At 45.8% G+C, this 13,242-nt stretch carries 11 protein-coding genes; 4 read left to right on the forward strand and 7 right to left on the reverse strand.

Translation table 11 applies throughout. The features are described from left to right. Positions 1 to 88 precede the first annotated feature (88 nt). Positions 89 to 547, reverse strand: coding sequence for a 50S ribosomal protein L9 (gene rplI, locus B9T16_RS00735; protein ID WP_006616436.1), 459 nt, complete (start codon positions 545 to 547; stop codon positions 89 to 91). 156 nt (positions 548 to 703) lie between these two features. Between rplI and B9T16_RS00740 the strand changes: the two genes are divergently transcribed. Next, entirely contained in the window at positions 704 to 1,486 is a 783-nt protein-coding gene (locus B9T16_RS00740) for an amino acid ABC transporter ATP-binding protein (RefSeq protein WP_006616437.1), read from the forward strand. Between the two features lie 56 nt (positions 1,487 to 1,542). Here B9T16_RS00740 and B9T16_RS00745 read toward each other — a convergent pair whose 3' ends face one another. The 3 genes from B9T16_RS00745 to B9T16_RS00755 all read right to left on the reverse strand — a co-directional run bounded on the left by B9T16_RS00745 (position 1,543) and on the right by B9T16_RS00755 (position 6,038). After that, positions 1,543 to 3,267: a potassium channel family protein gene (locus B9T16_RS00745; RefSeq protein ID WP_410243892.1), complete on the reverse strand. Its 1,725-nt coding sequence runs from the start codon at positions 3,265 to 3,267 to the stop codon at positions 1,543 to 1,545. A gap of 188 nt (positions 3,268 to 3,455) precedes the next feature. Then, on the reverse strand, positions 3,456 to 5,042 hold the full coding sequence (locus B9T16_RS00750) for a hypothetical protein (RefSeq protein ID WP_410243893.1): 1,587 nt from the start codon (positions 5,040 to 5,042) through the stop codon (positions 3,456 to 3,458). A 45-nt stretch (positions 5,043 to 5,087) separates the two neighbouring features. Beyond that, positions 5,088 to 6,038 (reverse strand): ABC transporter ATP-binding protein, encoded by a 951-nt coding sequence (locus B9T16_RS00755; RefSeq protein WP_410243894.1) that lies wholly within the window; start codon positions 6,036 to 6,038, stop codon positions 5,088 to 5,090. 127 nt (positions 6,039 to 6,165) lie between these two features. Between B9T16_RS00755 and B9T16_RS00760 the strand changes: the two genes are divergently transcribed. Both B9T16_RS00760 and B9T16_RS00765 read left to right on the forward strand, forming a co-directional pair. Beyond that, a complete protein-coding gene (locus B9T16_RS00760; protein ID WP_410243895.1) occupies positions 6,166 to 6,750 on the forward strand; it encodes a nicotinate-nucleotide adenylyltransferase in 585 nt (194 codons plus the stop codon). A 2-nt stretch (positions 6,751 to 6,752) separates the two neighbouring features. Next, on the forward strand, positions 6,753 to 7,487 hold the full coding sequence (locus B9T16_RS00765; RefSeq protein WP_006616567.1) for an NUDIX hydrolase: 735 nt from the start codon (positions 6,753 to 6,755) through the stop codon (positions 7,485 to 7,487). Positions 7,488 to 7,970: 483 nt separating this feature from the next. On the opposite strand, the gene B9T16_RS00770 is transcribed toward B9T16_RS00765, so the two are convergent. From B9T16_RS00770 to petB, 3 genes are all read right to left on the reverse strand, one after another. Beyond that, positions 7,971 to 10,520 carry a glycosyltransferase family 39 protein gene (locus B9T16_RS00770; RefSeq protein WP_410243896.1) on the reverse strand — a complete coding sequence of 850 codons (2,550 nt, stop codon included), beginning with the start codon at positions 10,518 to 10,520 and terminating at the stop codon, positions 7,971 to 7,973. Between the two features lie 45 nt (positions 10,521 to 10,565). Beyond that, complete coding sequence (gene petD / locus B9T16_RS00775) at positions 10,566 to 11,048, reverse strand: cytochrome b6-f complex subunit IV (RefSeq protein WP_014276838.1); 483 nt, start codon at positions 11,046 to 11,048, stop codon at positions 10,566 to 10,568. 95 nt (positions 11,049 to 11,143) lie between these two features. Then, positions 11,144 to 11,812, reverse strand: a complete 669-nt coding sequence (gene petB, locus B9T16_RS00780; protein ID WP_006616443.1) for a cytochrome b6 — start codon at positions 11,810 to 11,812, stop codon at positions 11,144 to 11,146. Between the two features lie 327 nt (positions 11,813 to 12,139). Between petB and B9T16_RS00785 the strand changes: the two genes are divergently transcribed. Next, positions 12,140 to 12,868: a hypothetical protein gene (locus B9T16_RS00785; protein ID WP_014276839.1), complete on the forward strand. Its 729-nt coding sequence runs from the start codon at positions 12,140 to 12,142 to the stop codon at positions 12,866 to 12,868. Positions 12,869 to 13,242 lie beyond the last annotated feature (374 nt).

Below are 13,242 nucleotides of genomic sequence, written 5' to 3' on the forward strand. Positions count from 1 at the left end.
TAGATAGTGGCTGTTTAACAGTTATTAATTAGCGGAAGCGGGGGCGCGTCTGGCTTGCGCCCCAGGATAGTTCTATGGTAGCAGATAGCTACTCAGCAACTACATGGATTTCCACGGTGGCGGTAACTTCAGGATGGAGTTTGATCTCAGCCTTATAGAAACCAATTTTGTTAATATCAGGTAAGGTGATACCACGGCGATCTACTTCTTGACCTGTCGCCTTCTGAATGGCTTCGGCTAGTTCGCTGGTGGTGACGGTTCCAAAGATAGCCTCATTTTCGCCGACTTGTTTAGCAATGGTAAACCGACCGATGGTTTCCAGGGCGGTTTTGCGGGATTGGGCTTGTTGTTTAAGTTCAATCAACCGTTGACGTTCTTCTTCCCGGCGGCGTTCGACCTGTCTGAGAATACCGGGAGTGGCGCGGACTGCGAAACTATAGGGTAGCAAATAGTTGCGCGCATAACCGGGGGCTACTTCTACTAAATCGCCTTCGCGTCCTAATTTGCTAACATCCTTAGTGAGAACGACTTGAGTTCGCTTTGACATAATGGTTCCTCATAACTTTTTTAACCCAAACACTCTATCTTAGCGATATAAAGGGGGCGATCGCAAGTAAAAACGAAAAAATCTGTGTCGGGCAGTCCGGGCAGATTTCAGGTATAATCGACGGTAAAATTTAATATGACTTGAATTGTACCTAAAATGACACAGACACAAGCCGGTCCGCCCCAAGACTCGCAAACACCCGTTTCTGATGCTGTCATTATCGCTCAGGATGTCCATAAGTGGTATGGTAATAACTTCCATGTTCTCCGAGGTGTCAGCCTAACGGTGAGACGGGGTGAGGTGGTGGTGATCATGGGTCCGAGTGGTTCGGGAAAATCTACGTTTATTCGGACATTTAACGCTTTGGAGGAATTTCAGGAAGGGAGTATTGTTATTGACGGGATCACGCTTTCCCATGATTTGAAAAATATTGAGGAAATTCGTCGGGAAGTGGGAATGGTGTTCCAGCAGTTTAACCTATTCCCCCATTTAACCATCCTGCAAAATGTCACCCTAGCACCGATCTGGGTGAGGCGATGGCCGAAAGCTAAGGCTGAGGAGGTGGCTATGCAACTTTTGGAAAGGGTTGGTATTCTGGAACAGGCGAAAAAGTATCCGGGTCAGCTTTCTGGGGGTCAGCAGCAACGGGTGGCGATCGCCCGCGCCCTAGCTATGCAACCGAAAATTATGTTATTTGATGAACCTACGTCCGCCCTCGACCCGGAAATGGTGCGGGAAGTATTGGATGCGATGCGGACTTTGGCTAGTGAGGGGATGACGATGGTTTGTGTCACCCATGAGGTGGGATTTGCGCGAGAAGTAGCGGATCGCGTTGTTTTGATGTCAGATGGTCTGTTGGTGGAAGAAGGGACTCCAGAGGAGTTTTTCAACAATCCTCAAGAAGAACGGACTAAGAGATTTTTGTCACAAATTCTATAGTAGAGTTGAAAACCTGAAACGGTTAGCAGGAAAACATTGCAGACATCAGGGATAAGTTATCTGTCGCTGGTGGCTTTTTCGGTTTGGCTCAAATTCCCGGGGAGACGGTTAATAGATAGAGGATGCCAAAGTTGTTGGAGACGGTGCGCGGGAAGGGTCAAATAAAGAACATCTCCAGGATTTAGCAGGGAGTCTAATAACTTCCAACTATGTATAGTTTGGCTGTTGGTTTCGATGTACAGGGGGACAAAATCAACTCTGGTGGCGACATCTCTCACCTTTTGTCCGCAAAAGGGATGGTTAGCGGTGATGAGGGTAGCGAGGKCGACCCAAAGACTATCAGCGGTGATGCCATTGCCTAAAATTCTACCGCCGATCGCCGCCGCCGCAAAGGCGGGCGTAGCAATTTCTGTGGGACTCAGAACGGTCTCAAAATCAAATACCTGCTGAACCATTAACCCAAATTGAGGGTCTTGGTTACGAACTATCATCCGCAGGTGGGGTGCTATAGCCCTGGCGCTGAGGGCTATTTCTAGGTTGGCGGTGTCGTCACTGGTGACGGCGAGGAGGGCTTCTGCTTGTCGAACATTGACGCTGTCTAAGACAGACGACAGGGAAGCATCACCTTCGACAAAGGGTATTCTAAGCGATCGCACTGTACTGATAAAGCGACAGTTAGGATCGCGATCAATGACCACTACCTCATAGCCGCTGCGGTGTAGTTGTTCAGCAATTAGAACACCAATGCCACCCAAACCACAGATTATATAATGGTTGCGTTGTGGAACCCGTGTAGCGTTGAGATATTCAGTTAACCTGGTTCCTAGTACAAAGTCATTAAGTAAGGCGTAACAGACACCAATTACCCCGGCACCTACTAGCATCATTATGGCGGTGAAGATTTTAATGCTATCAGGGGCATTTTCTGCAACTTTTTCATTACCACCAGCCCCGGTAATCATTCCTACTGAAAAATATAGGGAGTCAACTAGGGAATTATCTAAGTTAATGCTTACATAAGTTAGGGTAGCCAAGAAAATTGTCAGCATTAACACCAGGGTTATTAAAAGGGCTTTTTTGCCATGCTGTTGAAACTTTTTTAGGCTGTTGATGAATTTCATCCCCCTTTGATAGAGGCTGAAACGCTGGGTGCGGATACTGGGTTTAGTGGCAATAATTAGGCGATCGCCTACATCAAGTTTTTGTCCCTCAATAACTGCTGAAACTAGATCTAAGTGGCTATTATTAGGAATGTAATAGATCAGCATTCGATCGCGATCGCACCATAGGTCATGGAGGCTTTTACCGACCCAAGGATGTTCAGGATCGATAAATTCTTCATGAATTGGCCAGGTTTGGTTAAATAGTCGCAGTTGACCAATAGCACGACTTCCCAAAGCGGCAAAGGTAAACACGGGAGCGGCTAGGGCGGAGACGCTCATGGTAGTATGATCTGGTAAAATGCGATCGAGGCTTTGTCCTAAATTAGTATTAAACAGACGGCTAATAATTCGGATTTGGGGATTGAGAATCCTCGCTTGCATTAAAATTGCTAGATTGGTAGCATCATCATTACCAGCCAGTACGAGGGCATGGGCGCTTTGAATACCAGCGGCTAACAGGGTAGAGGCGGCGCGAAAACTACCGACAACTACATCTGATCCTTCACCTTTGACGGGTTGCTCATTCACCCCTACAACAATAGCTCCTTGTTGTCTCAACAGACAAAAAATTTTGTAGCCAGTGCGTCCTAAATTGCAAACGATAATTCTAGGTTTCATATTTCAGGAATTGTGGACTCCCAGGGGAGGGTCTAGGTCTACTGTCGGGTGTGTAATCCACCATTATGACAGCCACAAATTATGACAATTGTATCCCATAACACCGTTTGGCGATTAGATAAATACAGGGCGATCGCTATCAATCACCCTGAGTTAGAAAATCTGAGTTAGAAAAACTCTAGGTCAATCTACCTGTTAGTTAGCAAGGCTTTAGATTGAGATTCTCCGGCTTTGAGCAAGTTTTTATGTAGCTTCACATTCAGTAAGAATAAGCCAGTCCATTGGATAGCTATAGCCAGGAAAAAGTCGATAAATTGTGCTGATTCTAAAGTAGCCCAAGGCATAAAAGACAGCAAAAATGGCAGGGGATATTGGTGGGGTTCTATTGCCATAAGCACTATGGAAATGAAAGGAAATACCAGGATAGCGAGAATAATTCCTCCCGCCCAAAGTTGCGGTTTGATGATTTTATTGAGTAGGATTAACTGCGCTACAGTTGCACAAATTAGAATTAAACCACCCAGGAGAACCAAGCTAAAAATAACCTGCCAATTTTGATGAGATTGGTAAGAATTAAATTTAAATTTCGCGGTCAAAATCCAGGGAGTCCACAGGACAATTGTGATCATGATATTAGCGAATATTGCTAACATATTGGGGCTTTTTTCTGCCCAGAGTAAATCCTGGAATAGTTGGCGATTTTTGAGGTGATTACGGGTAGACTCTCGACGATAACGCGCCCAATCTTGCAAGGGTTGACGCTGAGGAGATAAGGCGGCGATCGCCAACAATAAGCACCAGGGAATTAGCCCATATAGGAAAAATGTTCCTAAGTCCTGCCATGAGGTAGACCGGATAGGAGTGACAAAACCCAGTAAAAATATGTTGAGGCTAAATACTGCTAAATAACTCTGTTTTTTGCTAAGTAATGTGGTGGCGGGGTCACTGAATCGGCGGTTTAAAACTTGCCAAGTTCCCACCATTAAAATCACTAAACTTAGGCTCATAAACCCATACCAGGCAGCTATATTATAGCTAACCGGAATATTAAACCATTTAATCCATAAATCCCAGCGATTATTAAAATCTTGCCAAGCATTTGGGTTATCGTTTGCTAATCGGGCTACACCAAAGATTAATTGAAAAAATTGTAAGCTGGGAAAGACTATAAATACAGCGATTAATGCTCCTAGCCACCCGGCGGCAAATCCTACTAAAGGTAATAGCAGAGATAGGCTAAATAAACTCATGGCGACAATAGCAAATACCCCGTATTGTAATAACAGTAATCCCATGGGTATTTGTGCGTTAATAGCCACGACAATCTGCAATGGTAAAGCTAAAGCTAATCCTAGGTATAGTAAAATGGGAACACCCATTAGCTTTCCGGCTAAAATATCCCGACCTGGTTGAGGACTGAGGCGGATAAAATTGAGGGTGCCGCGCTTTTCCTCTAGGGCCAAATCTTGAATGAGCATATACACGCCACCCAACATTAAAGCCATGGGTAAAATCCAATTCAGGGTCATAAATATATCATTCCACCAGGTTTGCCATTCAATGACTATGGGTAACTGTTTAGAGTCTAGGACATATCGACCATAGGGACTTTTTTCGGTGGGTAATTGAGCATAAAAGAAGAAGATCAGCAGTGCTTGGCTGAGGAGAGAAACACTACTAACTAAGGTAATGTTGCGAGGTTTGAGTCTGCCTTTTAATTCTCGAATTAACTGGGGATTCCAGTTAGCTACAGATGCCATCAAATTAGGTATCATAATCATTACCTGAAGTCAAGAATAGTTGGTTAATTGTGAGCGGTTTTAAGATGCCTGTTTATGTCCCAATTTCAAGAAAATTGATTCTAAATTATCCTGGGTGGGATAAAATTGGGTAATAGGTAAACCTGCATCTATGAGCGATCGCAATAAAAGGGCTTGTGTTTCTAAATCACCGGTAAACTGCACCCGTATCTGTTGAGTTTCGGGAATTACTTCCCACTCTTCTATATTGGCACAATTTTTTAAATGTGTAACTAAGGGATTAACAGGTCCGAGAGTGGAAATGAAAATTTGTTGATTACTCAGGCGCTGATAGAGTTCGGCTAAAGATGTACTCTCGACTAAATAGCCAAGTTCCATAATACCGATAGATGTACAAAAATCCTCTAAATCGCTGAGAACATGGGAAGAAATGAGAATTGTCATTCCGGCTTCTCGGAGGGTTTTAATGATGTCGCGAAACTGTTGGCGGGCGATGGGGTCTAACCCGGAAACGGGTTCATCAAGCAACAGCAAGAGGGGTTGATGAATTACTGTCCGCCCTAAACTTAACCTTTGTTTCATCCCCCGAGACAGGGTAGCAATTAGGCTATGGCGTTTATGGGTAAGATCCACTAATTCTAAAACTTCATAAATCCGTTGCGATCGCTTAGGTTCTCGGAGATAATATAATCCAGCGAAATAGTCGAGATAATCCTCAACTGTCAGATCATCATAGAGGGGAAAATCATCAGGGAGATAGCCAATATACTGCTTTAAAGTGGGATTAGTGCGATCGCGTAATAGCCTTTCTCCGTGAATATAAATCTCTCCGGTTGAGGGTTCTTCTGCAGTCGCCAGCATCTGCAGTAGGGTAGTTTTTCCCGCCCCATTAGGGCCAATCAATCCGTAAACTTCCCCCGCCGCCACCTGTAGGTCAAGGTCATGAACTGCTATATGGCGGTCAAATTGTTTGGTTAGTCCCCGGGTTTCAATCGCCAATTCTTTAGCCATAAGGGGTATTTTGTGAATTGTTATTTTGGACTACAATGCTGACTGTTCTGGTTACGGAAGGATGATGATTATTGTTGCGAGTTTCCCCGTATATAGGGATAATAAACCCAGTGATGAGCATTAATCGATGAGCAGAATTGCCTTGTTTGGAACCAGCGCCGATCCTCCCACAGAAGGCCACCAGTCTATTCTAACTCAACTAGCTCAGAAATTCGATCGCGTTTTAGTCTGGGCTGCTGATAACCCTTTTAAGTCTCATGGGGCTTCCCTGGACCATCGACAAGCCATGCTATTTGTGTTGATTAACTCAATTTATCCACCCCGAAATAATATTTTGCTCAAACCAGAACTTAGCAGTCGCCGCACCMTTGAAACCGTCCACCAGGCTCGGAAATCTTGGCTTAATGATCACTTTACCCTAGTTATCGGCTCAGATTTGGTATCACAGATACCCCGTTGGTATAAAATTAATGATCTGTTGGGTGAGGTTAACTTATTAGTGGTTCCCCGACCAGGCTACGACATTGAAGACTCCGATTTGGCAAAACTGCGGGAGTTAGGGGGAAAAGTGGCGATCGCCAATTGGCAGGGTTTACCTGTTTCCTCCACTGATTTTCGCCAAGCAGGTGATCCCCATCCCATTCCGGCGGCGGTGGCTGATTATATCGCCCGCCAAAATTTATATCAATCTAGTTCTGGCCAGCAGTCCTGAATATGGCAGGAAATCCCCCACAACCATCGACTAGCCACCCCCTCGCTGACTTTAAGGTAGGAGTGGATAATATTATTTTTTCCATTGATACCGCTGCTCATCGCCTGTTGGTATTATTGGTAATGCGACAACAGCAACCTTTTTGCGATCGTTGGAGTCTTCCGGGGACCTTAGTGCGTCAAGGGGAATCTTTAGAAGATGCAGCTTATCGGATTTTAGATGAAAAAATCAAGGTAGAAAACCTTTATTTAGAACAGCTTTATAGTTTTGGCGGACCCCATCGCGATCCGCGAGAAAGTGCAGGGAGTTATAATGTTCGTTACCTATCTGTGAGTTATTTTGCCCTAGTTAGATTTGAGGAAGCCCAACTAATTCCTAATCAATCAACCGGGGTAGCTTGGTATCCCATAGAAGAAGTACCATCTCTAGCATTTGACCATAATCAGATTTTAGAATATGGATATCGTCGCCTGCGTAATAAGTTAGAATACAGTCCAGTAGCTTTTGATGTACTGCCAGAACTCTTTACCCTAGGGGAATTATACCAATTTTATCTAACAGTTTTAGGTGAGGGTTTCTCGGACTATTCCAATTTTCGCGCCCGTTTACTCAAGCTAGGCTTTCTGTCTGACACAGGTATCAAAACCTCTCGCGGCGCAGGACGACCCGCCACCCTCTACCGCTTCGACGCTGAAGCCTTTAGCCCCTTAAAGGATAAACCTTTAGTTTTTGTCTAGTGCGCTACAGCCAATTCAAATAGTAAGTAATTATCAATTACTAATTATTACACATATCGTAGGGTGCGTCAGAGGGATAACCTATCGGGTCAACGGCAAATTTTGTTCATCTGACGCACCACCCATATGGTGGTCAAGAAACCCGGTTTCTCAGTCGAAACGGTGGGGCGGGTTTATTAATATCGTCGTGGGAATGGAGAATTGACAGGGGAGGCGCGCCCCTACAATGATTAATTATTACACATATCGTAGGGTGCGTCAGAGGGATAACCTATCGGGTCAACGGCAAATTTTGTTCATCTGACGCACCACCCATATGGTGGTCAAGAAACCCGGTTTCTCAGTCGAAACGGTGGGGCGGGTTTATTAATATCGTCGTGGGAATGGAGAATTGACAGCAGGTGGGGCGGGTTTATTAAGATGGTTGTGGGGATGGAGAATTGACAGCGGAGGCGCGCCCCTACAATTAATAATTATTAATTATCAATTATTAATTAAACTTAATGCTTGTAAGTCCTGTTTGGCTTGCATAAAGCGCCCTTGTAACAGGGCAGAAACCCCCCGTAATACTAAAAACTCTGGTTGTTCAGGGCTTAACTCTAAGGCAGGTTTTAGGGCAATTTCGGCAGCTCTAGCGTTAAAATTATATAGGTGTACAAAGGCGAGATAACCATGGGCGAAGGGGTTATTAGGATCGAGTTTGGTGACTGTTTCTAAAGCAGCGATCGCTCCATTTACATCCTGTTCTAACACGGAAGCTAWAGCTAGGCTATATGCTAGGTTTAAATTATCCGGTTCTTGGTTTAACCTATAGGCTAGGGTTTTTTGGGCCTGTTTGGTATAGTCCTGGACAGGATCATATTGGTTAATGCGACGAATTTCATTAAAAATTACCTCCAGTCCCTGTATACCCTGGGGAAGTTTTAGGGCGAGTTGTTGAAGTTGGGTAATTAAATCCAATTCTGGGGCGGGTGAGGGGGCTGCATTAGGGTCAATGGTGAGGGTAATGGGGGGGGAGGCGATCGCATAGGTTTCCCCGGTTTCTCGGCTTAAATAGGTGGCTTGCAGGGTATAATTGCCCGGTGTAGCATCCGGTGGCGGCAGCATAGCCATGCGTTCAACCACCTCGAACCCTGTGGCTGTGTCTTCTGGTAATTCTAGCCGTCCTGAACCTATGGCGCGATCGTGGAACCATTGGGTATTATTGTCATCATCTGATCCAGTCCAAGTTAATAACACCAAACCCGACTCAAGCTGTTGTGGGGGACCTGACCAAATGTAGGTAATGGGAATGGGAGTCCCTGGGGGGGTGCTTTCAGGAACAATTACCGCCTCTAAATTCACGACCTCAGAAATATCGGCGCGGGGGGAAACTTCCACGGGTGAGGGGGTGCAACGATGGAGGTTTAAAGTGCTACCATCTGGTAGGAGCCAATTACGATAAACTGGGAATTGAGGACCTTGGGCGATCGCTGTTACCATCAAGGCTTGGGCTTCTTTAATGCGATCGACAGAACCCTGATCTCCCGTTTTGGTGATAAACCAACAAAGGGAACCAGCATCTTGAGAAACTTCGTCATAAGCAATACCCACCTGGCGACCGTAGACCTGAAAATCTTTAATTGCGCCATAGTAGTCGATATTATGCTGATTGATATTTTCCGTGGAAGGTAAAACCCCGATGGTATTCTGTAGGTAGGGTTCCGCTGCCAAAATGGTTGAGATAATTTCTGGGTGAGGCCAGTTAACGCCTATTTCKGCGTGGCGGGTATTTCCGGGACTTAACAAGCTGCGGAATTGTTGACCGGGAACTCCACCCACGGGCCACAGAGTTAAGATCATTAACAACACAGCTAGGGCTAAAGTTCCCCAACGCACTCTCACCCCCCACCATTTCGGCCAGAGGGTGAGTCCCCAAGCTAATACAATTGAGAGCATGGGTAATAGGGCGAAATTGTAGCGAAAGTCTTTATTGGGGTTGAGAGAACAGAGTAAATATCCCCCAATGAGAAAGACTCCTAACCAGGCGAAACTAGATTTCGGGGTGTCTGGGGGAAGGCTGCGCCACCGAATTAGGTAAAGTAAAAAACCGACAATGGGAACTAATAATAACGGCCAGGACACATGGTCCGGGAGGAGACTTAGATAGTAGGTCCAGGCTTCGGGGTCGGTTAAGGGAGGATCTCCTTCGGCGCGCGCGGCGTATATAGTGGCCCGTTGTACTGATGTGATCATTAACAGCCAGGTATTTGACAGCCACGGACCGAAGACTAACACAGACAGCAAGCCAGCGATCGCCATTTGAAAAAACCTTCCCCAGTCCCGTCTTTTTAGGGTTCCCACCGTTACCCACAACAGGGGAACAAACAAAAATAGGGCGGTGGTTTGTTTGACTAAAAATGCCAGTCCTACGGATATTCCTACGGCGATCGCCCATAACCACTGATAACGCGGTTGTTCACATTTGCGCCACATAGTCAGCAGGAAAAAACAGAAGGCGACACTGGCCGTGACGGGATAATCTAGGAGATATTCAAAACGATATAAATATAATGCCGGGAGTAATAAGCATAAACCCGCCGCCCATAAAGCTACTTGGCGGTTAAAAAGTTGGCATCCGATACCGTACACAGACCCTAGTAATATGGCACTAAAAAACAGATGCACTAGGTTCGCAGTGTCTGGACTAGGATCCCATATATTTTGAAAGGGAATGGTGAGAATATATACCAGGGGGGGAATTTTGGCTGACAGGTTCCAGATATAATCCCACCATTGACCAGAAAACCATTGGGGGTCCTCGAAGGCGCGGCGGTAGATCAGGCTTCCTGTTAGGTAATAGGCGGGGTCCCAGGCGGGTACAGACCGATCAAAGATAAACCAAAGGCGATCGCTAATGGCTCCTATTAGCCAGATTATACTAATGGCGATCGCACCTGTTATTTTTTTTGACCCTTCAGCGATAACCTTTCCCTCCCGATAACTCTGAACCTCATCAAAACTAAACCGAGCTTCCCAGACAATATTGGACACCTTCGCCTCAATTGCCTAAGAAACCCGATTTCTGGTGTCATTATACTAGAACAAGCCCAAAGTGAAAGACTTGTCAATGGGGAAGGTTGCGCCAATACCTAGCCAGAGGGTAACAAAAGTTCCAAATAGGAATATTGCTGTAGCGACAGGACGGCGGAAGGGGTTCTGAAACTTATTGACATTTTCAATGAAAGGAACCACCAATAGACCTACCGGAATGGAAGACATCATTAACACCCCTAACAATTTGTTCGGGACTACCCGCAGAATTTGGAACACCGGCCAGAAGTACCACTCTGGCAGAATTTCCAGGGGAGTCGCAAACGGATCGGCAGGTTCTCCTACCATAGCAGGGTCAAGGACTGCCAAACCAACGATTAGGGCAAAGGTTCCCACGATAACCACCGGGAAAATATACAGCAAGTCATTGGGCCAAGCTGGTTCACCATAGTAGTTATGGCCCATACCTTTAGCAATTTTTGCTCTCAAGACTGGATCACTAAGATCCGGCTTTTTCATGATTGACATGGTGCGATCGCTCTCCTTAGTATTATGATTCGGCTCTGCCACCATCGGGGTAGCAAAAGCTACTCCCATCTGATGGTTTAAGATTTAGGCAGAGTTTAGAGGGGGCCTGAAATACCTTGTTTACGGATCATCAGGAAGTGCAGCAACATGAATACTGCAATCAACCAGGGTAAAACGAAGGTATGCAGGCTGTAGAAACGGCTGAGAGTGGGTTGTCCTACCGCAGCACCACCGCGCATCAATTCAACAATAGTTGAACCTACAATGGGGATAGCTTCGGGAACTCCAGATACAATTTTAACCGCCCAATAGCCGATTTGATCCCAGGGAAGAGAATATCCAGTTACGCCAAAGGAAACTGTGATCACTGCCATAACTACCCCTGTTACCCAGGTGAGTTCCCGTGGCTTTTTGAAACCGCCAGTTAGGTAAACCCGGAAAACGTGCAGGATCATCATTAATACCATCATACTGGCAGACCAGCGATGGATAGAGCGAATCAGCCAACCGAAACTTACTTCTGTCATGATGTACTGAACAGAGGTAAATGCTTCGGCGACGGTCGGCTTATAATAGAAGGTCATCGCAAACCCAGTAGCAAACTGGATTAAGAAGCAAACTAGGGTGATCCCACCCAGACAGTAGAAGATATTTACGTGGGGAGGGACGTATTTGCTAGTGATGTCGTCGGATATCGCTTGGACATCTAGCCTTTCGTCAAACCACTTGTAGGTTTTTGATTCGGTGATTTCCTTTGAGAACATGAAGCTAGGATTCCTAAAATATTAATTGCTGCCTTGGTTGTTAGGTCTGAACTCTAACGCTCATATGGGTCAATACACCAGACTAGCCAGACTTTCCCGTTTAGTTTGGTTAAAGGTCTCTGTCAATTATATGGCAGTGCTAACCTTGAACCCAACGGGTGATTTATATCTCGCTACTTGAGAAGATCGGGGATTGGTTGAATGCCTCTCGGTTCAGTCCTAGGGGGCCTGAACGCAGATGCTGAAATTTCACCAAGTGCTGAGGATAGCAGACCCAGTGTTCTCTCCTCTCATAAAAAATGTAACATAACTTTAATCATTATTTGAATGAGCGAAAATCAGATTTCCCCAAAATCAAGTCCCCATTCTCCCGGCGGCGGAGAGTATTTATCTCTATTGCTGGCGGTGGCTTTTTTACTGTTTCTCATGCGGACGGCTTTTCCTTGGCTATTGGCGATCGCCTCTGGGGTCGGTGGCTGGATGCTATGGCGATACTACTCCTACCAGTCCCGCCGCCTACAACAACGCCTCGATACGGCTTTTTATGCTTTAATCCGGGAACATCAAGGACGGATCACCCCTTTGGACCTGGCTTTGGCTACTCAGCTTCCCGGTCCCCAAGTTCAGGCTTATCTCGACCAAAAGGCGCTGGAATTTGCGGCTGAGTTTGAGGTAACAGATGATGGTAGGATTTTTTATACTTTCTCGACGGTCGCTTCTGTGACTGTGGCTGACCCAGAACCTGCTATTGATACCACAATGGCGACTGTGGCTGACCCAGAACCTGTTATTGATACTCAAGTTGTGAAGGTTCCCCGTCCGACTGTGGAACTTCCCCCAGTTTCTGTTAATCAAACTCCACCGGCTCAGGGGTTTGATGTACCCAATACTATTAGACCTAGGAAACCAAAACCTGTTAGACCCTACCCCGAGGCGATCGCCTGCGAGTATTCTCAGGAAAACCAGGAGTTTCCGCACCCGCCAGAATTACCTAGGTCTGAGATCACTGAGTTGATGGAACGTAACCGCTTAGGCGATCGCTTTTCAGCGGACTAAGTTGATATAATCGATATACAGTGCGGGACGTTCAGGCATTAAATAGGGTAGAAACACCCGAAATAACCGCCTGATGGCGACTTCAGCCCCTTGGTTGAATATAAGAGGCTCGCCTCTGAGCATCCCCATAAATGTTTATATGTCCCAAAGTTTGGTATATAAATATACAAAACAAGGCAGGGAACTCAAGGTCAAAACGCAAAATCGGGAATCTTAACGATTTCTTAACAATTGCGTTGAGAGTAACGGCGATGTGCGAGACGTTTAGGAGTGAAATAGGGCTGCAATGCCTTAAATAACCTCCTAGTGGGACTTCCACCCCTTGGTGGAATATAAGGGATTCGCACCCCTGACCATCCCATCACTATCTATGT

Origin of the sequence: Arthrospira sp. PCC 8006 (assembly GCF_046480465.1) — a bacterium.
In the GTDB taxonomy this organism is placed as follows: domain Bacteria; phylum Cyanobacteriota; class Cyanobacteriia; order Cyanobacteriales; family Microcoleaceae; genus Limnospira; species Limnospira platensis.

What these genes read in the sequence shown, in the direction of transcription:
- rplI (WP_006616436.1), bottom strand. Translation starts at nt 547, where the DNA reads ATGTCAAAGCGAACTCAAGTCGTTCTCACTAAGGATGTTAGCAAATTA.
- B9T16_RS00740 (WP_006616437.1), top strand. Translation starts at nt 704, where the DNA reads ATGACACAGACACAAGCCGGTCCGCCCCAAGACTCGCAAACACCCGTT.
- B9T16_RS00750 (WP_410243893.1), bottom strand. Translation starts at nt 5,042, where the DNA reads ATGATACCTAATTTGATGGCATCTGTAGCTAACTGGAATCCCCAGTTA.
- B9T16_RS00755 (WP_410243894.1), bottom strand. Translation starts at nt 6,038, where the DNA reads ATGGCTAAAGAATTGGCGATTGAAACCCGGGGACTAACCAAACAATTT.
- B9T16_RS00765 (WP_006616567.1), top strand. Translation starts at nt 6,753, where the DNA reads ATGGCAGGAAATCCCCCACAACCATCGACTAGCCACCCCCTCGCTGAC.
- petD (WP_014276838.1), bottom strand. Translation starts at nt 11,048, where the DNA reads ATGTCAATCATGAAAAAGCCGGATCTTAGTGATCCAGTCTTGAGAGCA.
- petB (WP_006616443.1), bottom strand. Translation starts at nt 11,812, where the DNA reads ATGTTCTCAAAGGAAATCACCGAATCAAAAACCTACAAGTGGTTTGAC.
- B9T16_RS00785 (WP_014276839.1), top strand. Translation starts at nt 12,140, where the DNA reads ATGAGCGAAAATCAGATTTCCCCAAAATCAAGTCCCCATTCTCCCGGC.